This is a genomic window from Bradyrhizobium sp. Ash2021, assembly GCF_031202265.1.
In the GTDB taxonomy this organism is placed as follows: domain Bacteria; phylum Pseudomonadota; class Alphaproteobacteria; order Rhizobiales; family Xanthobacteraceae; genus Bradyrhizobium.
Map to the genome: position 1 here is coordinate 327,597 of NZ_CP100604.1, position 20,846 is coordinate 348,442.

The 20,846-nt window shown below is 63.0% G+C and carries 23 protein-coding genes, 1 tRNA gene and 1 pseudogene; 16 read left to right on the forward strand and 9 right to left on the reverse strand.

All coding sequences use genetic code 11. The annotated features are described in order from the left end of the window. Window positions 1-55 precede the first annotated feature (55 nt). From NL528_RS01600 to NL528_RS01630, 7 genes are all read left to right on the forward strand, one after another. Window positions 56-1,441: a cytochrome P450 gene (locus tag NL528_RS01600; RefSeq protein WP_309181006.1), complete on the forward strand. Its 1,386-nt coding sequence runs from the start codon at window positions 56-58 to the stop codon at window positions 1,439-1,441. Window positions 1,442-1,505: 64 nt separating this feature from the next. Beyond that, window positions 1,506-2,915 carry an adenylate/guanylate cyclase domain-containing protein gene (locus NL528_RS01605; RefSeq protein ID WP_309181007.1) on the forward strand — a complete coding sequence of 470 codons (1,410 nt, stop codon included), beginning with the start codon at window positions 1,506-1,508 and terminating at the stop codon, window positions 2,913-2,915. Window positions 2,916-3,137: 222 nt separating this feature from the next. Then, complete coding sequence (locus tag NL528_RS01610; RefSeq protein WP_309181008.1) at window positions 3,138-3,641, forward strand: TerB family tellurite resistance protein; 504 nt, start codon at window positions 3,138-3,140, stop codon at window positions 3,639-3,641. Between the two features lie 238 nt (window positions 3,642-3,879). Beyond that, complete coding sequence (locus tag NL528_RS01615) at window positions 3,880-4,659, forward strand: SDR family oxidoreductase (RefSeq protein ID WP_309181009.1); 780 nt, start codon at window positions 3,880-3,882, stop codon at window positions 4,657-4,659. A gap of 142 nt (window positions 4,660-4,801) precedes the next feature. Beyond that, on the forward strand, window positions 4,802-5,593 hold the full coding sequence (locus tag NL528_RS01620) for a glutamine amidotransferase (protein WP_309181010.1): 792 nt from the start codon (window positions 4,802-4,804) through the stop codon (window positions 5,591-5,593). Between the two features lie 108 nt (window positions 5,594-5,701). Then, window positions 5,702-6,208 carry a nuclear transport factor 2 family protein gene (locus tag NL528_RS01625; RefSeq protein ID WP_309181011.1) on the forward strand — a complete coding sequence of 169 codons (507 nt, stop codon included), beginning with the start codon at window positions 5,702-5,704 and terminating at the stop codon, window positions 6,206-6,208. 25 nt (window positions 6,209-6,233) lie between these two features. Further along, window positions 6,234-7,046, forward strand: a complete 813-nt coding sequence (locus NL528_RS01630) for an enoyl-CoA hydratase (protein ID WP_309181012.1) — start codon at window positions 6,234-6,236, stop codon at window positions 7,044-7,046. Between the two features lie 129 nt (window positions 7,047-7,175). Here NL528_RS01630 and NL528_RS01635 read toward each other — a convergent pair. Further along, window positions 7,176-7,251: transfer RNA gene (locus tag NL528_RS01635), tRNA-Ala, on the reverse strand. A 180-nt stretch (window positions 7,252-7,431) separates the two neighbouring features. On the opposite strand from NL528_RS01635, the gene NL528_RS01640 reads away from it, so the two are divergent. Genes NL528_RS01640 through folD form a run of 3 tightly spaced genes read left to right on the forward strand, consistent with a single transcriptional unit; the run spans window position 7,432 to window position 8,971 of the window. Beyond that, a complete protein-coding gene (locus NL528_RS01640; protein ID WP_309181013.1) occupies window positions 7,432-7,722 on the forward strand; it encodes a YggT family protein in 291 nt (96 codons plus the stop codon). 15 nt (window positions 7,723-7,737) lie between these two features. Further along, window positions 7,738-8,058 carry a DUF167 domain-containing protein gene (locus NL528_RS01645; RefSeq protein ID WP_309185308.1) on the forward strand — a complete coding sequence of 107 codons (321 nt, stop codon included), beginning with the start codon at window positions 7,738-7,740 and terminating at the stop codon, window positions 8,056-8,058. Window positions 8,059-8,086: 28 nt separating this feature from the next. Continuing rightward, on the forward strand, window positions 8,087-8,971 hold the full coding sequence (gene folD / locus NL528_RS01650; RefSeq protein WP_309181014.1) for a bifunctional methylenetetrahydrofolate dehydrogenase/methenyltetrahydrofolate cyclohydrolase FolD: 885 nt from the start codon (window positions 8,087-8,089) through the stop codon (window positions 8,969-8,971). A gap of 172 nt (window positions 8,972-9,143) precedes the next feature. On the opposite strand, the gene NL528_RS46880 is transcribed toward folD, so the two are convergent. The 5 genes and pseudogenes from NL528_RS46880 to NL528_RS01665 form a co-directional block, all read right to left on the reverse strand. Beyond that, the gene (locus NL528_RS46880) at window positions 9,144-9,476 is read right to left on the reverse strand and encodes a hypothetical protein (RefSeq protein ID WP_375144124.1); all 333 of its coding nucleotides are present in this window, start codon (window positions 9,474-9,476) and stop codon (window positions 9,144-9,146) included. 76 nt (window positions 9,477-9,552) lie between these two features. Further along, a pseudogene (locus NL528_RS46885) lies at window positions 9,553-10,101 on the reverse strand (peptidase dimerization domain-containing protein); the annotation flags it as partial. Beyond that, window positions 10,025-10,390 (reverse strand): hypothetical protein, encoded by a 366-nt coding sequence (locus NL528_RS46890; protein WP_375143975.1) that lies wholly within the window; start codon window positions 10,388-10,390, stop codon window positions 10,025-10,027. The pseudogene NL528_RS46885 and the gene NL528_RS46890, both read right to left, overlap by 77 nt. Window positions 10,391-10,418: 28 nt before the next feature. Then, window positions 10,419-10,949 (reverse strand): inorganic diphosphatase, encoded by a 531-nt coding sequence (gene ppa / locus NL528_RS01660; protein ID WP_309181015.1) that lies wholly within the window; start codon window positions 10,947-10,949, stop codon window positions 10,419-10,421. 98 nt (window positions 10,950-11,047) lie between these two features. Further along, on the reverse strand, window positions 11,048-11,557 hold the full coding sequence (locus tag NL528_RS01665) for a GNAT family N-acetyltransferase (RefSeq protein WP_309181016.1): 510 nt from the start codon (window positions 11,555-11,557) through the stop codon (window positions 11,048-11,050). 274 nt (window positions 11,558-11,831) lie between these two features. On the opposite strand from NL528_RS01665, the gene NL528_RS01670 reads away from it, so the two are divergent. The 5 genes from NL528_RS01670 to NL528_RS01690 all read left to right on the forward strand — a co-directional run bounded on the left by NL528_RS01670 (window position 11,832) and on the right by NL528_RS01690 (window position 15,940). After that, window positions 11,832-12,731, forward strand: coding sequence for a serine aminopeptidase domain-containing protein (locus NL528_RS01670; RefSeq protein WP_309181017.1), 900 nt, complete (start codon window positions 11,832-11,834; stop codon window positions 12,729-12,731). Further along, on the forward strand, window positions 12,728-13,195 hold the full coding sequence (locus tag NL528_RS01675) for a DUF2269 domain-containing protein (protein ID WP_309181018.1): 468 nt from the start codon (window positions 12,728-12,730) through the stop codon (window positions 13,193-13,195). The genes NL528_RS01670 and NL528_RS01675 overlap by 4 nt, the downstream gene beginning before the upstream one ends. Window positions 13,196-13,202: 7 nt before the next feature. Beyond that, a complete protein-coding gene (locus tag NL528_RS01680; protein WP_309181019.1) occupies window positions 13,203-14,534 on the forward strand; it encodes an SDR family oxidoreductase in 1,332 nt (443 codons plus the stop codon). 15 nt (window positions 14,535-14,549) lie between these two features. Further along, window positions 14,550-14,957: a DCC1-like thiol-disulfide oxidoreductase family protein gene (locus tag NL528_RS01685; RefSeq protein ID WP_309181020.1), complete on the forward strand. Its 408-nt coding sequence runs from the start codon at window positions 14,550-14,552 to the stop codon at window positions 14,955-14,957. A 287-nt stretch (window positions 14,958-15,244) separates the two neighbouring features. Further along, window positions 15,245-15,940 carry an HNH endonuclease gene (locus tag NL528_RS01690; protein WP_309181021.1) on the forward strand — a complete coding sequence of 232 codons (696 nt, stop codon included), beginning with the start codon at window positions 15,245-15,247 and terminating at the stop codon, window positions 15,938-15,940. On the opposite strand, the gene NL528_RS01695 is transcribed toward NL528_RS01690, so the two are convergent. The 3 genes from NL528_RS01695 to NL528_RS01705 form a co-directional block, all read right to left on the reverse strand. Beyond that, window positions 15,930-17,189 carry an NAD(P)/FAD-dependent oxidoreductase gene (locus NL528_RS01695; RefSeq protein ID WP_309181022.1) on the reverse strand — a complete coding sequence of 420 codons (1,260 nt, stop codon included), beginning with the start codon at window positions 17,187-17,189 and terminating at the stop codon, window positions 15,930-15,932. The genes NL528_RS01690 and NL528_RS01695 overlap by 11 nt on opposite strands. A 187-nt stretch (window positions 17,190-17,376) precedes the next feature. Further along, a complete protein-coding gene (gene typA, locus NL528_RS01700) occupies window positions 17,377-19,203 on the reverse strand; it encodes a translational GTPase TypA (RefSeq protein ID WP_309181023.1) in 1,827 nt (608 codons plus the stop codon). A gap of 290 nt (window positions 19,204-19,493) precedes the next feature. After that, the gene (locus NL528_RS01705; protein ID WP_309181024.1) at window positions 19,494-20,255 is read right to left on the reverse strand and encodes a Crp/Fnr family transcriptional regulator; all 762 of its coding nucleotides are present in this window, start codon (window positions 20,253-20,255) and stop codon (window positions 19,494-19,496) included. Between the two features lie 201 nt (window positions 20,256-20,456). Here NL528_RS01705 and NL528_RS01710 point away from each other — a divergent pair, with 201 nt between their 5' ends. Further along, on the forward strand, window positions 20,457-20,843 hold the full coding sequence (locus tag NL528_RS01710) for a response regulator (RefSeq protein ID WP_309181025.1): 387 nt from the start codon (window positions 20,457-20,459) through the stop codon (window positions 20,841-20,843). Window positions 20,844-20,846: the final 3 nt, after the last annotated feature.

Below are 20,846 nucleotides of genomic sequence, written 5' to 3' on the forward strand. Positions count from 1 at the left end.
CACGCCTTCATGGCGCCCGGATCGATGGCTGTGATAAAGTCCGAGCGAGGGACGTATGAGCATAGCCGAAGTCTTCGACATGCCGGTATCGCGCGCGCCGCTGGTGCCGCCGAGCCCGCCGCGTGCGCCCGACAACATGACCGCCTTCGGGCGGATGATGGCGATCCGCGAGAGCGCGATCGGCAGCTGGGGCCAGCGGGCCTATGAGGAGGACATCGTCCGCGGCCGCTTTTTCGGGCGCAGCAGTTTCATCCTCAACGCGCCGGATGCGATCCGGCATGTGCTGGTCGACAATTACGAGAATTATGCCCGCACCCCGGCCAGCATCCGGGTGTTACGTCCCGTGCTCGGCGAAGGCCTGCTGATATCGGAAGGGCGCGCCTGGAAGCACCAGCGCCGAACGCTGGCGCCGGCCTTCACGCCACGCGCGGTCATGACGCTGGTGCCGCACATGCTGACAGCGACGGACGCGACGATCGCAAAGCTCAAGGCCGCCAGCAACGGGCCGGTGGATTTGCGCGAGGCGATGCAACGGATGACGCTGGAGATCGCCGGACGCACGATGTTCTCGTTCGGAATGGATCGCCACGGCGCAGCGTTGCGTGATTTCGTCATGGAGTATGGCGCAGGGCTGGCGAAGCCGCATGTTCTCGATCTGCTGTTGCCGCTTGGCTGGCCGAGTCCGCAGGATTTCGCCCGCGCCCGCTTCCGCAAGCGCTGGACGGCATTCGTCGCCATGCTGATGGCCGAGCGCCGCGCTGCCGGCAAGAACGAGGGCGCGCCGCCGCGCGATCTGTTCGACCTGATGGGCGCCGCCCGCGATCCGGAGACCGGTGATGCCTTCAGCGACGAACAGCTTGGCGATCAGATCGCGACCATGATTCTCGCGGGTCACGAGACCACCGCGACCGCCCTGTTCTGGTCGCTGTATCTTCTGGCGCTCGGTCCCGCCACCCAGGAAGAACTGGCGGCCGAGGTGCAGGGTGCAAGCGTGAATGGCGCGCTCGATATCGAGCGGCTGAAATTCACCCGCGCGGTGGTCGACGAGACCATGCGGCTTTATCCGCCGGCGTTCTTGATCGCGCGCTCGGCGGCTGGACCCGACACCATCGCCGGCATGCCGGTCAAGAAAGGCGATATCGTGCTGGTGGCGCCGTGGCTGCTGCACCGGCACGAAAAGCTGTGGCGCGATCCCGGTGCGTTCGTGCCGTCGCGCTTCATGACGGGTACGCCGCCCGACCGCTTTGCCTATCTGCCGTTCGGCGTCGGTGCGCGGGTCTGCATCGGCGCGCATTTCGCGCTCGTCGAAGCGACATTGGCGCTGGCCAAGATGATCGGCGCGTTCCGCGTCAGCCTGATCGACAGGGAACCTGTCATGCCGGTTGGCGTGGTGACGACGCAGCCCGATCGCTCGCCGATGTTTGCGATCACAGCCCGATAGGTATTGAGGGTTCGGGCGAAAGGCCTTGTTTTGTGGCTCCGGCAATCTCATCTAAGGTTCCGGCATGAGCGATATCCAGGCACAATTTTCGGTACTGAAGCAGACCGCGGATCCCGCGGTGGCGGATGCCATCCTGCAGCTCATCGAGCAGGGCAAGGACCACGAGCTCAATCGGGTCAACGTGCTGGATTTCTCCCGGCGAACCGGGCTCGACGAGGAACGGGTGATTTCCGGCTTCCTCCATGCCTCGCGGCTCGGCCTGTTCGAACTGACCTGGAACGTGCTGTGTCCGGGCTGCGGCGGCGTGCTCGATGCCCACTCGACGCTGAAGTCGCTGCGCCACGACGACTATCATTGCGGGCTGTGCGCCTGCGGCTATGAGGCTTCCGTCGACGAACAGGTCGAGGTCGCCTTCACCGTCAGTCCGCGGGTCCGGCGCATCGCGGCGCACGATCCGAACACGCTGCCGATCTGGGAATATTTCAAGCAGATATTCTGGAGTTCCGGCGTCGATTTTGACGAGGAGTCGTTCGCATCGCTCTCCAACGACGTCGTGCTTGACGCGCTCGAACTGCCGGCCGGCGAGAAGGCGGTGTTGTCGCTGCAGCTGCCGAAGGAATTCATCATCGTGTTCGAGCCGGTGACCCACTCGGCCCAATTCATCGATGTCCAGGGTGAGCCGACCAAGGAGCGTCAGCAATTGTCGCTGATGTACAACAGGATTGAGGCGCCGACCGGGACCATGACGATGCGGCCCGGCCCGTTGCGGCTGTCGCTCGACAACCAGGCCGGCGTGCGGGTGCTGCCGTCGGTGTTTGTAGCGGCGCAAGCGCTTCATCATCTGATCGGCAAGCGCAAGCCGTTCCTCACCGCCAAGCGGATGTTGACCAACCAGACGTTCCGGGACGTCTACAAGGCCGACAACCTCAACATCGACCAGCGGCTGAAGATCACCTCGCTGACGTTCCTGTTCACCGACCTGAAGGGATCGACGGCGCTGTACGAGCGGGTCGGCGATCTCGCCGCCTTCGATCTGGTGCGCGCGCATTTCCACGCGCTGCTGGAGATCATCTCATCGGAAAAAGGCGCGGTGGTCAAAACCATCGGCGATGCCGTGATGGCGACCTTCATCAGGCCCGAGCACGCGCTGGCCGCGGGGCTTCGGATGCGGGCCGCGATGGCGGCGCTCAATGCCGAGCGCGGCAAGGAGGATCTGATCGTCAAGATCGGAATCCATGAGGGCCCGTGTCTCGCGGTGATGCTGAACGAGCGGCAGGATTATTTCGGCCAGACCGTCAATATCGCAGCGCGGGTGCAAAGCCTGTCGACCTCGCAGGAGATCCACATCACCGGCCCGATCATCGACTCGCCTGCGGTGGCCACGATCCTGGAGCGGGAGGCGATCAAGCCGATCCAGAAGCAGGCGGCGTTGCGCGGCATCGCCGACAAGATCGTGGTGTACGAGATACCTTGAGAGATGTTCCGTCATTCCGGGATGGTGCGTTAGCACCAGACCTCAGATGCGCAATTGCGCATCGGGGAATCTCGAGATTCCGGGCTCGCGCTAAGCGCGCCCCGGAATGACAGCTACGACAGATTGCCGAAAGGTAATCAATCGGCATACCCCGCGCCGATTGCGCCGGTCGATCTTCCGCGCCATATATCCGTGATCAAACCTCAATCGACAGAGACCTCGATGCTCGACGGACTTCGCCAATTCATTGCCGATATTGTCTCACCCGATGCGAATGGTGATCGCAGCTTCGACGACACCGATTTTCGTCTGGCCGCGACCGCACTCCTGGTCCACGTCGTCTCGCTCGACGGCGAGCCGACCGAGATCGAGAAGCGCAAGCTGCACGGCCTGATCGAAAGCCGCTTCAAGCTCGATCCCGGCGCCGCGGACAAGCTGATCGCGTCGGCGACCCGGATCGAGGGCGAGGCGGTCGACCTCTATCATTTCACCAGCGTCATCATGCGCTCGGTGAATGAGGAGGGCCGCTTGCGCATCGTCGAGATGATGTGGGAGCTGGTCTATGCCGACGGCCAGGTCAGCGAATTCGAGAACAATGTGGTCTGGCGCGCCGCCGACCTGCTCGGCGTTTCCTCGCGCGACCGCATCGATCTCAAGCATCGGGTGGCGGAGAAGCAATCCGCCCTGCCGAGAGGTCCCTGGGGCGTCGCAGACGCGGCAATCTGACACGCCTCTGATTGGGGGCTCTGTCGCCGAGCGTACTTTGTCACAGATGACGAAATTTTAATGTGCGGCGCAATACAGCGCCTTCGCGCGCGATTAGCCTGAAAATGTTGCATTTCAATTCGCCAATGCCGTTCGTTTGCATGCCGACATGCCCGCGGGTGGCTTGCGTCCCACTATGGGCCTATGCTCTCGTCCCGCGTTCGCGGCATCTCTGCAATTGATTTAAGAGCATTCAATCGTGACCGAGCGTGTGACGCTGATTACCGGTGCATCGGCGGGCATAGGCACCGAGCTGGCGCGCGTTTTCGCCTCCCATGGTCACCGCCTGGCGCTGGTGGCGCGGCGCGCGGATCGGCTGGCGACGTTGGCGGGAGAAATCACCGCCGCCGGTGGTGCTGCGCCGATTGTGATTCCCTGCGATCTCACGCAGCCCGACGCCTGTGACAAGATCGCGGAAGCCTTGAGCGCGGCCGGCGCAGACGTCGAGTATGTCGTCAACAATGCAGGCTTCGGCGTGTTCGGTCTCGCGGTCAAACGCGACCGCGCCGAGCAGCTCAACATCATCACGGTCAACATCCGCGCGCTGACCGATCTGTCGCTGCGATTTTCCGATTCCCTGATCCGCAATCGCGGCGGCATCCTCAATGTCGGTTCGGTCGCCGGCTTTCTGCCGGGGCCGGGAATGGCGGTGTATTACGCCTCCAAGGCCTATGTGCTGTCCTTCACCGAGGCGCTGCGCCGCGAACTGGCCCCGCTGGGCGTGCGCGTGACCGTGTTGTGTCCGGGTCCGGTGCCGTCGGAATTTCAGGCCCGTGCCGGGTTCGTGCCCGGACTCGATTCGGCGATCCTGAACGTCTCGGCGCGGGATGTCGCGCAGCAAGGCTACCGCGGGCTGATGGCCAACAAGCGGGCGGTGCTGCCGGGCCTTGGCATCAAGATTGTGCCGCTCCTGCTCCGCCTGTTCCCGCGCTGGTTCATTTTGGCGGTGGTCGGCCGCCTTCAGCTGGGCCGGCGCTGACAAATCCCGTCAAGGGCATATCTGGCCCGTGATTTGCTTCCAAATTTTAGATGGGTTCGCGTGAACTCACCTGAAATTAAGGATCACTTAGGTATGCTGGCAGCTTGCGTGCCGCCTACCTCGCGGGGTTCCTGGCAAATCGATGTCGTTCCGGTCGAACCAAACCAATGTCGTGCTGCCCTTCCCCGGGGGAAGGCCAATAGCGGTTACGCCGCCCTTGCTGCCGGTTTTGGTCGTCCTGCACCAGGAAACCTCCACGCCGGGCCGGGTCGGCAATGCCTTGCGCGCGCTCGGCTATTGCCTCGACATCAGGCGCCCGCGTTTTGGCGACCCGCTGCCGGAAACGCTGGACCGGCATGCCGGCGCGGTCATCTTCGGCGGCCCGATGAGCGCCAATGATGGCGATGATTACGTCCGCCGGGAAATCGACTGGATCGAAGTCCCCTTGCGTGAGCAGCGGCCGTTTCTCGGCATCTGCCTCGGCGCGCAGATGCTTGCCAAACAATTGGGCGCGCCGGTCGCACCGCATCCCGAAGGCCGCGTCGAAGTCGGATACTACCCGATCCGCCCGACGCGAGCCGGACATGTGCTCTGCCCGAACTGGCCGGACCGTGTCTATCACTGGCATGGCGAGGGCTTCGAGCTGCCTGCCGGCTGCGAATTGCTCGCCGAGGGCGACGATTTTCCGGTGCAGGCATTCCAGTCCGGCAATGCGTTCGGCCTCCAGTTTCATCCTGATGTCACCTACGCGATGATGCATCGCTGGACCACGCGCGGCTGCGTGCGGATGGATTCGCCGGGCGCCCGGCCGCATCATCTTCACTTCGAAGATCGTGCCGTGCGCGACGTCGCCGAACGCGCATGGCTGAAGAATTTCATCGACGGCTGGCTCACGCGCATGCCGCGCGTGATCATGTCGGAAGCCGCCGAATAGCCGCCGCACGGAATATCGCGGCCGCTTCAATCGCCTCTCCAAATTCAGAGATGTGATAGTCTGCACGCGCAAGCCCGCATCGGTACAAGCGGGTGAACGGGAGGCGACATGACCGGCGATGAATTCGCGCGGCTATTGAATGATTTCACGCGCTCGGCGGAATCCGGCGACGGCGCGCGCTTTGCCAATCATTTCACCGAGAATGCGGTTTATCACGACTACATCTACGGCCCGCACAAAGGCCGCGCCGACATCGCGCATATGATGCAGGATCTGTTTCATCGCGATGCCACCGATTATCGCTGGGAAATGTTCGACCCCGTGTTCGACGGCTGCCGGGGATATGCCTGGTCGCTGTCGAGTTTCACCTCGACCATTCCGCAGTTCAAAGGCCGGCATGTGGTGATCGACGGCATCAGCCGCTTCATCGTGCGGGACGGCCTGATTGCCGAATACCGGGAATCCGTCAACGGCGGGGTTGCGATGGCGCAGCTCGGCGTCGAGCCGGAGCGAATGACCAAAGTGTTCAGGCGCTGGACCGGATGGCTCAAGGAGAGGCCGGAAACGATAGACTATCTGGCGCGGCCGAAAGGTTCGCGCGCGAAAAATCAATAACCGAAAACGTAACGGGAGATTCGCGGTGGACTATCAGCATATTCTCTACGAGGTCAGCGACAGGATCGCGACCATTACACTCAACCGGCCCGACCGCATGAACGCCTGGACCGCGATCATGGAGCGCGATGTGCGCCACGCGATGGAGGCCGCCGCCGGCAACGACGATGTGCGCGTCATCGTGCTGACCGGTGCGGGCCGCGCCTTCTGCGCCGGCGCCGATATGGAAGGGTTGAAGGCGATCGACCCCAACGAGATCAGGCGCGGCGAAAGCACGCCGCCGTTCGACATGAACCGCCGCCCGGACTGGCAGACGCGTTACGCCTATTATCCGGCGATCCCGAAGCCGGTGATCGGCATGCTGAACGGCGCCACCGCCGGCATCGGGCTGGTTCATGCGCTCTATTGCGACCTGCGTTTTGCCGCCGACAACACTGTATTCACTACCGCGTTCTCGCGCCGCGGCCTGATCGCCGAACACGGCATCAGCTGGATGCTGCCGCACATCATCGGCCACGCCAACGCGCTCGATCTGCTGATGTCGGCGCGGCGGGTTTATAGTGACGAGGCGCTGCGCATCGGTCTGGTCAACCGGATCTATCCGCCGGACCAGTTGCGCGAGCAGACCTATGCCTATGCGCGCGATCTGGCCGATTTCGTTTCGCCAAGCGCGGTCTCGGTGATCAAGCGCCAGCTCTACGACGTGCCGTTCCAGACGCTGGCGGAAGCGACCATCGACGCCAACCGGGAGATGCAGGTGGCGCTGAAGGGCAGCGATTTCAGGGAGGGGGTCGCAAGCTTCATGGAGAAGCGGCCGCCGCGATTTACGGGGAAGTGAGGGGGGAGGGGTTTGCGGATAGAGCCCGCCTTCGCCCTGCGGGCTACGGCGCGGCAGCCTTCGATTGCTTCGCTAAGAGAGGGCACGGCAATAGCTTGCCGAGCCGTAGCTTGCGAAGCAAGCGAAGGCTGGTGGAGCCAGGCGGGATCGAACCGCCGACCTCGTCATTGCGAACGACGCGCTCTCCCAGCTGAGCTATGGCCCCGTCGCGGTCGGTTCGTAACGTGAATCCGGCCGACAATCGGCGCCATTTACAGTCCGCCCCAAGGTCAAGTCAAGAACGGTGAAAGAGCCGTTTTAGGCGTCTTTGGCCGGGAACTTCCCTTGTTTGCGGGGGGATGAACCGATATCTAGCAGCTGTACCCCTCCTGCGAGCCCCCCTCACATGCGCGCTGTCCTCGACATCGTCCTCATCGTCCTCGACCTCTATGTCTGGTTATTGATCGCCTCCGCCATCCTGTCCTGGCTGATCGCGTTCAATGTCGTGAATACGCGCAACCAGTTCGTCTCGGCGGTCGCCGAATTCCTGTACCGGATCACGGAACCGGTGCTGGCGCCGATCCGCCGGATCATGCCCAATCTGGGCGGGCTCGATATCTCGCCGATCATCGTGATCCTGATCATCATGTTCATCCAGCGGGTGATCACCTACTACATCTATCCCAGCGTGTTCTGATCGGAGTAGCGGCACCTGACAGATCCTTGGCGATATTCCACCGAGGGCATCAGTGTCGCATTGCGCGTGACGCCGCGCGGCGGCCGGGACGACATCGATGGGATCGAGACGCTCGCCAATGGCCGGATCGTGCTCAAGGTGCGCGTCCGTGCCATTGCCGATGGCGGCGAGGCCAACCGTGCGGTCACGGAGCTGTTGGCCAAGGCGCTCGGCGTGCCCAAGGCCAGGGTGAAGATCTTGTCCGGCGTGACGTCGCGGCTGAAGCAGGTCGCGGTCGACGGCGATCCAAAACTGCTTGGCGAGACTTTACGAAAACTGACCGCGGCCACGGATTAGCGCGCTTGAGAGCAAACGAAGGATTGAAATGACGGCCCGCATCATCGATGGAAAGGTCATTGCATCGGAACTTCGCGCCCGCGTGGCGGACGAGGTCGCCCGCGTCAAGTGCGAGCATCAGCTAACCCCGGGTCTCGCCGTGGTGCTGGTCGGAAACGACCCTGCCAGCGAGGTCTATGTCCGCAGCAAGCACAAGCAGACGCAGGAAGCCGGCATGGCCTCGTTCGAGCACAAACTGCCCGCCCATGTCGCGCAGGCCGATCTGCTGGCGCTGATCGCAAAGCTCAACCGCGATCCCGCGGTGCACGGCATTCTCGTGCAATTGCCGCTGCCGAAATCGCTGCATACCGAAACCATCATGAATGCCATCGATCCCGCCAAGGACGTCGATGGGCTGCATCCACACAACGCCGGCCGGCTTGCCGGCGGTTTTGCCGCACTGTCGCCGTGCACGCCGCTCGGCTGCATCATCCTGACCAAGAGCGTGCATGCCTCGCTGGAAGGGCTCGACGCCATCGTCATCGGCCGCTCCAATCTAGTCGGCCGTCCGCTGGTGCAATTGCTGCTGAACGAACACGCCACGGTGAAGATCGCGCATTCGCGCTCGCGGGACCTCGCAAAACTCTGCGCCCGCGCCGACCTGGTCTATGCCGCCGTCGGCAAGCCGGAGATGGTGCGCGGCGACTGGATCAAGCCCGGTGCCACCGTGATCGACGTCGGCATCAACCGGATGCCGGCCGCCGACGGCAAGACAAGGCTGGTCGGCGATGTCGCCTTCCAGGAAGCGCTCCACGTCGCCGGCGCGATCACGCCGGTGCCCGGCGGCGTCGGGCAAATGACGGTGGCGTGCCTGCTGGTCAACACGCTGCGCGCGGCGTGCGCGATTCGCGGGCTGCCGAAGCCGGGGGTGTGAGGCTCAACCCAATTCTCACAGCGTCATTGCGAGGAGCAAAGCGACGAAGCAATCCATTCTTTCCTCGTGTTGCGAGCATGGATTGCTTCGCGGAGCCTGTCATCGGGCGCGCATTCGCGCCACCCGTTGGCTCGCAATGACGGAAGAGGAGACTACCCCGCACTATTCTCGATCAGCCGCGGTAGAACCGGATCATGTCGGCATAGCCCTCGATGCTGAGGCGCTCGTTGGTGCCGTGAAACCGCTTCAGGTCGTCGGAGTTCGCGCGCACCGGCGAGAAGCGGAAAATCCTGGCGGTGATACCGACATAGTGGCGCGAGTCGGTCGCGGCGATCACCAGGCCGGGGGCGACGATGACGTCGGGATAGATCTCGCGAATGGTCTTGGTGAGCATCTGATAGGACGGGCTCTCGGTCGCCGTCACCGGCGGCGGATCGGTATTGCCGGCGAATGGCGTGATCGAAATGCGATCGTTGTCGATCGTGTCGCGGACGTGATCGATCACGCTTGCTTGGGTATCCGCCCGGGGTCAAACGGAAATTGACCGACGCCGCGGCATTGCCCGGCAGCACATTGTCCTTGTCGCCGGCGTTGAAGATCGTCAGCGCCGTGGTGGTTCGGACCATCGCTTCGGTCGGCCCGCTCTTTTCGAATTCGCGCAGCAACAGCGGCTTGAACAGCCAGAGATTCGACAGCACCACGCGGTTGAAGCCGCTCATCTCGGGCGCCAGCCCATCGAACATTTCCGCGACCGTGCCGCGGATCTGCATCGGCAGGCGATGGTCTTCCAGCCGCGCCAGCGCCGCGCTCATCATGCCGATCGCGGTCTGGCGCGGCGGCATCGACGAATGCCCGGGGGTGGCATGCGCCGTCAGCTCCAGCGTGGCATAGCCCTTCTCGGCGACGCCGATCAGCGCGGCCGGCTTTTCAAAGCCCTTCATGATGCCTTCGGTGATCAGGAGCCCCTCATCGATCACGAAATCGAGTTTCACGCCGCGCGAGGCCAGCAGGGCGGCGATGTTTTTCGCGCCGGCGGTGCCGGCGGTTTCCTCGTCAAGTATTGGGGTCCGAACCCTCCCAGCTGTAGAGCAGGCTGTAATCGGCCACGATTTCGCGTTTCGCGGCGGCATGGAACGCCGGAAAGCTCTTTTCGATATGCGCCTGCATGCCGCGCAGCGCCTCGGCGTGCTGATCGGGCTTTTCGTAACTCGAAATGGTTTTGAAGCGGATCGCTTCCGCGAGCCGAGTTGCGGCGGCCTGTGCGTCGACCGCAGCGCGCGGCACCGCCGCGACCTGCATCTGCCGCGAGCCGTGGCTGACGACGTTGAAGGCCAGCACGGCCGCGAGGATGATGATCGCAGCGATTGCGATTAGCAGGATGTTGCGGATGATCTTGATCAGCCGGCGCATGAGGGACATCTGATCGGCGTCCGGGAGGCGAAGAAACTTACTTCGCCTGCGCCCTCGCGATGCCTTCCATGATCAATTTGCGCGCGTCGTCGGCGTCGCCCCAGCGCAGCACCTTGACCCATTTGCCGGGCTCGAGATCCTTGTAGTGCTCGAAGAAGTGCTGGATCTGCTGCAGCGTGATGTCGGGCAGGTCGTTGTAGTTCTTCACCTTGTCATAGCGCTGGGTGAGTTTTGACGATGGCACCGCGATGATCTTCTCGTCGCCGCCGGCCTCGTCTTCCATCAGCAGCACGCCGACCGGCCGCACGCTCATCACAGCGCCCGGCACGATGGCGCGGGTATTGGCAACCAGCACGTCGCAAGGGTCGCCGTCGCCCGACAGGGTGTGCGGAATGAAGCCGTAATTGCCGGGATAGCGCATCGCCGTATAGAGGAAGCGGTCGACCACCAGCGTGCCGGCCTCCTTGTCCATCTCGTATTTGATCGGCTCGCCGCCGACCGGCACTTCGATGATGACGTTGACGTCGTGCGGAGGACTTTTTCCGATCGAGATGGCGTCAATACGCATGAACTGCTCCGCGGGGCGTTAGAATGAAATCGTGCAACGGGATACAGCACGAGGCGAGGCCGGTTTAGACCGGTCGCTGGCGCGGGAAAAGCCAGATTCTAGTTGGTCCAGGCGAAGGCGACCTTGTCGAGCGATTTCGGCCCGAACTTCTCCGAAGAGCGCGCGACCATGCGGCCGCCGAGCGCGCGATAGAACGCGGTCGCCGGATCGTTGTCGGAAAGCGCCCAGATCACCATGCTCTTCAGGCCGCTCTGGACCAGATCGCGCCGTGCAGCGGTGAAGAGGCGGCGGCCAAAGCCGAGGCCCTGGAACTCCGGCCGCAGATAGAGTTCGTAAATCTCGCCTTCGAAGTGCAGGCTGCGGGCGCGGTTGCGGCCGTAGTTGGCATAGCCTGCGACCTTGTCGCCGAACACCAGCACGCTGACACGGCTGCCCTTGCGGATCGCGCTGTCCCACCATTGCGGGCCACGGCGGTTGATCAGCTTTTCAAGTTCGGCGCCGGGAATGATGCCCTGATAGGCGGAACGCCAGGCTTCGTCATGGGTAGACGCCACCGCGGCTGCATCCGCAGCTTTGGCCGGTCGAACCTCGATCAGGGTTGTGCTCATGACCCAATCAAAGCAAGTCAGCGCGCCGTCTTCAAGGTCCATCGTTAATTATCGGTTAACGTGTGGATTTTCTGCATCAGTTTTCTACCCAATTGTATCGAAAGAGGACAGACAGCTGCCTTGACCGGCATTTCGCTGCGTCCTGGGGCGGCAAATCGATCCGGACCGGGCCGCGGCGAAATCCGGTTCACGGAAAAATGCACTGGATTTGATTCGCCGCCGGTATTCTGTTGGCTACTCCGGTTTCCCTCCTTCGGCTGCACCAGGCCAATTCATGCCCCCGGTTAAAGTGTTTTTCGCGCTGGTTGTTGTTGCAGCGCTTGCTTCGCGGAGCGTGTCGGCGCAACCCGGCTTTGGAGCGCAGGGCGCCGAGGGCGAGCCGTACCGCCTGCAGCAATGGCTGGTGCCGTCGCCCGATCCGGATACCCCGGCACATGCAATTCTGTTTCGCCCGCCCGGCGATGGTCCGTTTCGGCTGGCGCTGATCGCGCATGCCTCGACGCAGAACGTGTTGCGGCGCGCGCAAATGCCGCAGCCCGAATACCGCGCGCTGGCGGCGTGGCTGGTGGCGCGCGGCTTTGCCGTGCTGGTGCCGGAACGCGTAGGGCATGGCGCCACCGGCGGGAAATATCTCGAGGACCAGGGCGGCTGCGACGAAGCCGATTATTTGCACGCCGGCCGCGCCACCGCCGACGAGATCGCAGCAGCGCTCGGCTTTGTCCGCAAGCAACCCTTCATCAAGCCGGACGGCGCCGTGATCGTCGGCCATTCCGCGGGCGCCTGGGGCGCGCTGGCGCTGGCCGGCGAAAACCCGGCGGACGTCGCCGCCATCGTCGCCTTCGCGCCGGGCCGTGGCGGCCATGCCGACGATTTCCCCAATCAGGTCTGCGCGCCGCATACGCTGATTGCCGCGGCGGGCGAATTCGGCAAGGCCGCGCGCGTGCCGGTGACCTGGCTGGTAGCCGCCAATGACAGCTATTTCTCGCCGGCGCTGTCGCGGCAACTGGCCGATGCGTTTCGTAGCCCCGGCGGCAAGGTCGATTTTCGCGTGCTGGCGGCTTACGGCGGCGAGGGCCACTGGCTGCCGGAAACCGAAAGCGGTGTAAGACTGGCCGCACCTGAACTCGATCGCGCGTTAAAACTGCGATCCCCGGCCGCGGCCAAAAAGCGATGACGCTGTATTTCCTGGTCAAATATCTGCATGTGCTCGGCGCCATCGTCATTCTCGGCACCGGCTCGGGAATCGCGTTCTTCATGCTGACGGCGCATCGCAGCGGTGACGCCGCCTTCATCGCGCGCACCGCGACGACCGTCGTGATCGCCGACATGCTGTTCACGCTGACGGCGGTGCTGCTGCAGCCGCTCACCGGCGGCTGGCTGATGGTGCTGTCGACGACCGGCTTTACCGAGCGTTGGCTGATGGCTTCGCTCGGGCTTTACGTCGTCGCCGGACTGTTCTGGGTGCCCGTGATCTTCATGCAGATCGAAATGCGCGATCTCGCGCGGATGGCGGCAAAGCAGAGCGGGCCGCTGCCGCCGCGATATTTTTCGCTGTTCCGCCGCTGGTGCCTGTTCGGGATTCCCGGTTTTGGTTCGGTCATGATCATCCTGTGGCTGATGATTGCAAAGCCGTTCTAGGGGACTGATGAGCGAGCCCATACCAGCGCGCAACATTCTCGTGCTCGGCGCCTCCGGCCTGATCGGACGTTTCGTCACCGACGATCTGCGCGCGCGAGGGTTTCATGCGGTCGGCATCGCCCGGCATTTTTCGCCTGCGCAAAGGGTGACGTCGTTCGATCTCGAATGGCCCGTGATGTCGATGGATGCGCCGGCGCTGGCACGCCTGCTCCGGGATCACGAGATCGATGTCGTGGTCAATTGCCTCGGTGTGCTGCAGGACAGCCCCGGCAGCGACACCCGCGCCGTGCATCGCGATTTCGTCGAGCGGTTGCTGGAGGCGATCCGCGGCAGTGGCCGCGCAATCCGGCTGATTCACATCTCGATTACCGGCGCCGCCAACCAGGACCGCACCGCCTTCAGCATGACGAAACGGGAGGCCGAACGGCTGATCGCGGCATCCGGGATTGCCTCTGCGATCCTGCGGCCGGGCTTTGTGATCGCGCCGTCGGCCTATGGCGGCAGCGCGCTGCTGCGGGCGCTGGCGGCATTGCCGTTTGAATTGCCGAAGAGGGAATCCGCGACGCCGTTTCAGCCGGTCGCCATCGAGGACATCGCCGCGACCATTGCCTGGCTCGCCGGCCGCGACATCGCCGACGCTGTGGCAAGCGCGGTGACATGGGACCTGATGCAGCCGCAGCCGGTCACGTTGGGCCGCGTCATCGGGCAATTCCGCGCTTCATTCGGCACGTCGGACATGCCGCGGGTCACGCTGCCCGGCTTGCTGCTCGATCTCGGTGCCAAACTGGGCGATCTCGCCAGCCGGCTCGGCTGGATGCCGCCGATGCGATCGACCGCGATCGCCGAATTGCGCCGCGGCGTCAGCGGCGATCCCTCTTGCTGGATGGCGGTATCAGGCATCGTGCCGAAAACCCTGGCCGCGGCGGTCGGCCAGCGCCCCGCCACCATTCAGGACAAATGGTTCGCGCGGCTCTACCTCGCCAAGGCGCTGATGATTGCGAGTCTGGCGCTGTTCTGGACCGTGTCGGGCTTTATCGCGCTGTTCGTTTCCTATTCGGCCGCTACTGAAATCCTGAGCGCGCACGGCTTTCCGCCCGACCTGGTTGCGCCCGTGACTGTTATCACCAGCCTGATGGACATGAGTATCGGCATCCTGATCGCGTTCCGCCGCACTTCAGCGCTTGGATTGATCGCGGGCATCGTGGCGTCGCTGGGCTATATGGCGGGTGCGGCGATCCTGACGCCCGATCTCTGGATCGAGCCGCTCGGCGCGCTGGTCAAGACCGGGCCTGCGATCGTGCTGATGCTGGTGGCGCTGCTGACGCTCGATAACCGATAGGCGTATGATCGCAAGATGAACCGATGGCCCGACGATGACGTGATCCTCTACGACGGCGTCTGCGTGTTCTGCTCGCGCTGGATCCGCTACATCGCCACGCACGACGTCAGCCGCCGCTTCCGCTTCACCGCGATCCAGTCGGATTACGGTACGCGACTGGCGCAGGCCTTCAACATCGATCCCAATGATCCCGACACCAACGCCGTCATCCACGGCGGCATCGCCTGGTTCAAATCCGACGGTGCACTGACGACCTTGAGCCTGCTGCCCGGATGGCGCTGGGCGCGGGCGTTGCTGCTGATCCCAAAGCCCATTCGCGACGCCGTCTACAACCTCGTCGCGCGGAATCGTTATCGGATTTTCGGGAAGTATGACGAGTGCTTTGTGCCGGATGCGGAGATGAGGGCGAGGGTGATGGAGTAGGATTGAGTCCAGTATCTAACCGAGCAAAGCTGCCTTAAGCTGAATCTGCCCGAGACACCGAACGTTGCAGGCATTCGTTTATGACCAAAGCAGTTTTCACAACTAAGGTCACTCCAAGCTATAAGGACCTACCCGAGAAGCGATATCATTTTCCGCACACATATCTGAACTATGTCCAGCAGGCCGTCGGGGACTATATCGTCTATTATGAGCCGCGGAGGTCTAGCGCTGAACTTTCAAGCCGAGGAGGTCGCCAATCCTATTTCGGGGTCGCGCGAGTGGAGTCGGTGATTGAGGATGCTGCCTTACCGGATCATTATTTCGCAATAATTGATCAAACTACCTATTTGGACTTCGACACGCCCGTCCCGTTCCATGAGGGCGGTGAGTACTACGAAAGTGCACTCGAAAAGGTTGATGGAAGCACCAATAAGGGCGCGTTCGGCCGAGCGGTCCGTCTCATTCCGGACGGTGAGTTCGATCGAATTTTGAAGTCTGGCTTTGCCCCGGTACTGGGCGAAAATCTCTCGTCAGAAGCGACGCCGCCGGGATTCTCTGAGCCGCCCGTGCCGTTCGAGCGACCAATGGTCGAAATGATGGTCTCTCGTCCATTTCGAGAAAAATCCTTCATGCACAATGTGCGCGCTGCCTATTCGAATAGGTGCTCTATCACCGGTCTACGGTTGATCAACGGGGGAGGCCGCCCTGAGGTTCAGGCGGCCCACATTCAGCCTGTCGCGTCAAAAGGCCCCGACTCTGTTCGAAACGGGTTGGCCTTGTCCGGAACAGTCCACTGGATGTTTGATAGGGGACTTATTTCAATTGGCGACGACTACAGGATTTTAATTGCCAAAGATCATGTTCCGGAGGATGCCGCGCGTCTGCTGAATCAAAGCGGATCGATCAACCTGCCCACGGATCCAACCCTTTATCCAAACGCGCATTATTTAAAGTTTCACCGAGACAAAGTGTTCAAGGGTTAGAACTCGCGGCGATCACTTCGCCCGCCGCCCTTTCTCCCGAATCCCGCGCCCCATGCGCCGTCGTGAAAAATCCCGGCGAGGTCGCTTCTCCCGCAAAGAACAGTCGCCCATCGACCGGCGCTGCCAGCACGGCGCGCATCCCGGCGTGGCCGGGGAGCGCGTGCGAATAGGAGCCGCGGGCGAAGGGGTCGTGGGCCCAGCGGGATTCCGACAGCGGTTTTAGTTTGCGGCGATAGTCGTTGCCGAGGAAGGCTGCGATTTCGTCGATGCTTTGCGCGGCGATGGCGCCATCGCCGGCGTCTTCCAGCGCCTGGGCGAACTTTCCGCCGAAAAAGCCCTCGATGCAGGGCTGACCGAACGGCCGCAGATGAAAGGTGCCCATTTCGGTGCGCATGGTGGCGCCGCGGAGGTTGCCGTCCTTCGGCAGCTGCTCCGGCTCGTCCAGCGCCAGCATCACCTTGTCAGCGAGGCCGAGCGGCAGGCCGCGCGCGGCGTCCACTTTCGCCGGCAGCGCGGGGTGAAAGCGGATCGCTTCATCAGCGATCAGATTGGTCGGCACGGTGACGATTACTTTGTCGGCGTTAAGCGTCCCCTGCGAGGTTTCAATCCGCACGCGCTTGCCGGAATGATCGATCAGCGCGACCTTGCAGTTGAGCGCCAGCGGGCAGGAGGCGCCATAGGCTGCGATCAGCGCGCCATAGCCGCGCCGCACCCGCCAATTGATGTTGGTGTCTTCGTAGGCGTCCATGTCCAGGATCGAGACCTGGTCCAGCTCGCAGCCGTTTATGTAGGTCGAGATCGCATCGATCATCGGATTCCAGCGGTTGCCGGGCTCAAAGCACAAATCGGCGGCGCTGTCGCGGCCGGTTGTTCTGGCCTGCCGCGCGGCCGCATCGGCACGGTCGTAGAATTCGTCGAGCGCGCGGATGAAGGCGTCGCGCTCGCTTTGCGGAAACGCCTTGCCGTAAGCGCGCTCGCGCCACGGCGGCAGGGTTTTGTCGATCTCGAAATTCAGTCGCTCGGCGATCTCAACGAAGGTGTTTTCGTCCGCCGAATGCAGCCAGCCGCAGCCGAGGTCGAAGGTGATGTCGGGCGCGGCCTGGATGGTATGCGCCCGGCCGCCGACGCGGTCGCGCGCTTCCAGCACGATGGTCGAGAGGCCTGAGTTCTTCAGCGCATGCGCGGCGCCGAGGCCTGCGGCGCCCGCGCCGATGATGGCGACGTCGACTGAGGAGGGGAGGGAGGACATGCTTTTGCCTCTAGCATGTTCGAGTTAGAGGCTGAAGTCGCCCAAAGCATAACTGTCATCACCCGCCTTGTGTGCAATTGCGCACTGGAGCGGGTGATCCAGTATTCCAGAGGCGGCAGCGATCGAATCGAGAGGCTGCGGCGTACTGGATGCCCCGCTCTCGCGGGGCATGACAACCAGAGTCGGCTTACGCTACCGCTTCCTTGGCCTTTTCCGCGCGCTTGCGGTCGTTGGCGTCGAGGAATTTCTTGCGCAGGCGGATCGACTTCGGGGTGATTTCGACCAGTTCGTCTTCCTCGATATAGGCCAGCGCCTTTTCCAGCGTCATCCGGATCGGCGGGGTCAGGCGCACCGCTTCGTCCTTGGAGGTGGTGCGGATGTTGGTAAGCTGCTTGCCCTTCAGGACATTGATCTCGAGGTCGTTGTCGCGGGTGTGCTCACCGACGATCATGCCCTTGTAGACCTTGCAGCCCGGCTCGATCATCATCGGGCCGCGGTCTTCGAGCTTGAACATCGCGTAAGCTACCGCTTCGCCCTGATCGTTGGAGATCAGGACGCCGTTGCGGCGGCCCTGGATGTCGCCCTTGTAGTTCGCGTAGCCGTGGAACAGCCGGTTCATGATCGCGGTGCCGCGGGTGTCGGTGAGCAATTCGCCCTGATAGCCGATCAGGCCGCGGGTCGGCGCGTAGAACACCAGGCGCAGGCGGTTGCCGCCGGACGGGCGCATCTCGATCATCTCGGCCTTGCGTTCGCTCATCTTCTGCACGACGACGCCGGAATGCTCCTCGTCGACGTCGATCACGACCTCTTCAATCGGCTCCTGCCACTGGCCGGTGGCTTCGTCCTTCTTCAGCACCACGCGCGGGCGCGACACCGAGAGCTCAAAACCTTCGCGGCGCATGGTCTCGATCAGGATCGCGAGCTGCAATTCGCCGCGGCCGGACACTTCCATCGCATCCTTGTCGGAGGCCTCGACCACCCGCAGCGCCACATTGCCTTCGGCCTCGCGCAGCAGGCGGTCGCGGATCATGCGGCTCGTCACCTTGTCGCCTTCGGTGCCGGCCAGCGGTGAGTTGTTGACGATGAACGACATCGACACCGTCGGCGGATCGATCGGTTGCGCCACCAGCGGCGTCTCCACGGTCGGATCGCAGAAGGTGTCGGCGACGGTACCCTTGGTGAGGCCTGCGATGGCGACGATGTCGCCGGCTTCGGCTTCCTCCAGCGTCGTGCGCTCGATGCCGCGGAAGGCGAGAATCTTGGTGATACGGCCGCTTTCGATCAGCTTGCCGTCACCGCTCAGCACCTTGACGCTCTGGTTCGGCTTGATCGAGCCGGAGGTGATGCGGCCGGTGATGATGCGGCCGAGATAGGGGTTGGCCTCGAGAATGGTGCCGATCATCCGGAACGGCCCTTCCTCAACGGTCGGCGGCGCGACGTGGCGCACGATCAGGTCGAACAGCGGCTGCATGCCGGCGTCCTGCGGACCATCCGGACTGTCGGCCATCCAGCCCTGCTTGGCCGACCCGTAAAGGATCGGGAAGTCGAGCTGCTCCTCGGTGGCGTCGAGCGCCGCGAACAGGTCGAACACTTCGTTGATGACTTCGGTCGGGCGCGCGTCGGGGCGGTCGACCTTGTTGATGACGACGATCGGCTTCAAGCCGACCTTGAGCGCCTTGGAGACCACGAATTTGGTCTGCGGCAGCGGGCCTTCGGCGGCGTCCACCAGCACCAGCGCGCCGTCGACCATGTTGAGGATGCGCTCGACCTCGCCGCCGAAATCGGCGTGGCCGGGGGTGTCGACGATGTTGATGCGGGTATCCTTCCACTGCACCGACGCCGCTTTGGCCAGAATGGTGATGCCGCGCTCGCGCTCCAGATCGTTGGAATCCATCGCGCGTTCGACCACGCGCTGGTTGTCCCGGTAGGTGCCGGATTGCTGCAGCAGGCGATCGACCAGCGTGGTTTTGCCGTGGTCGACGTGGGCGATGATAGCGACGTTACGAAGGTTCATGGCTCTTCTTCTGGTCGTGCAATGGCTGGAGCGCGATCTCGCCGGAAAACCGGGACCCACTTTTCCGGATCGCGCTCAAAAACCTGGAATTCTCTCTCGTTTAAGCGTGATCTTTTCGGAAAACCGCTTCTCACTTTTCCGGATCACGCTCTGGGCCCGCGGCCCAAAAAGGAAGCCCGGCCAAAAGGACCGGGCACATCCTACGCGTTGCGCCGCAATATAGTCAGAAAACGCCAAAAAACAATGGTTTGTTTGGCATTTGGTTAGCCGTTTTTCGGTTGGCACCCGCCTCAATTGCCCTTTTCGGGGTCGGGATAGACGCCCCGCAGCACCTCCTCAAAGTGGCCCTTGACCGCCTCATTGCACCGGCAGGACCGGTTGCGGAGCGCATCCGGATTGAGCACCAGGATCGAGCCGCGGCGGGTCTGCAAAATGCCTTCCGCCTTGAAGGTCTGAATCACCCGGCTGGTATAGCTGCGGCCGACCCCGAGCAGGGTCGCCAGCTGCTCATGGGTCAGCGGCACGACATCGTTGTCATCGGTGCGTTCCATCGCCGAAATGATCCATTTCGCCGTACGCTGCTCGATCGAATGGATCGCGTTGCAGGCGGTGGACTGAAACATCTGGGCCAGCATGCAATCGGCATAACGCGCGAAGATGTTGCGCAGCGTGGCCGACTTCGTCTTCGCCGCCTCCAGTTTTCCAACGTTCAGTCGCACGAATGGTCCTGCGAATTTGACCATGATGCGGGTATAGGCCGGCAGATAGCCTTGGCTGACGATTCCGCCGACGGCGCCTTCCCGGCCGATCAGGATGGTCTCGACGTCACGGCCGTCCTCATTGGCAACCATGAAGGACGCAAGGCTCGGACCGCAGGGGAAGTGCACGGTCTCGACATTGTCGCCGGGGCTGTAGAGCAGATCGTTAGGATTGGCCTCTTCCTGCGCGAGATATGGTGCAATCAACGCGAAATCGGCGTCGTTCAAGCGCCGCAACAGATTGTTGAACGGCCGCTCGCTGGCCTTGGCGGTATTTTCACGCCGGGTGAGCATCGAAAGTCCTCAATTCCCCGGCCGCGACAATAATCGATCCCGCCCGGCTTATATGTGCACAAGTGAACAGACGTTAGAACGCCGATGTGGTCGTTTCAGTTCCGGAACCGTCGGCGCGCTTATCCGGGGCGCCGGCAGCGGCCGTCCGCCGGGCTTCTGCCGGGGAACGCAATCACCTCTGAACCAATGTGCCAGCAGATCATGGACCCCGCCTTTTTTGACGGCCTGCCCAGTGACGTCTTGATCGTCGAGGACGATCCGATCATCGCGCTCGATTTCGAGGACACGATTCTCGGCTTCGGGGTGAAGACGGTGCGCAGCGCGGGGAGCGTGGCGAAGGCGCTCGACATGATCGCCGATCACCCGCCGGATTTCGCGCTGCTGGATGTCGGGCTGGTCCACGAAAAGACCTTTACGCTCGCCGAGCGGCTGGATGCGCTGAAGATTCCGTACGTGTTCGTCACCGGCTATGGCGCCGACGTCAGGCTCCCGGCCGCGCTCGCCGGCAAGCCGCGGTTGCCGAAACCATGCTCCAGCGCAGCGCTGGAAGCAGCGTTGCGGCGGCGTCCAGGCGCCGCCGCGTGCTAGTTC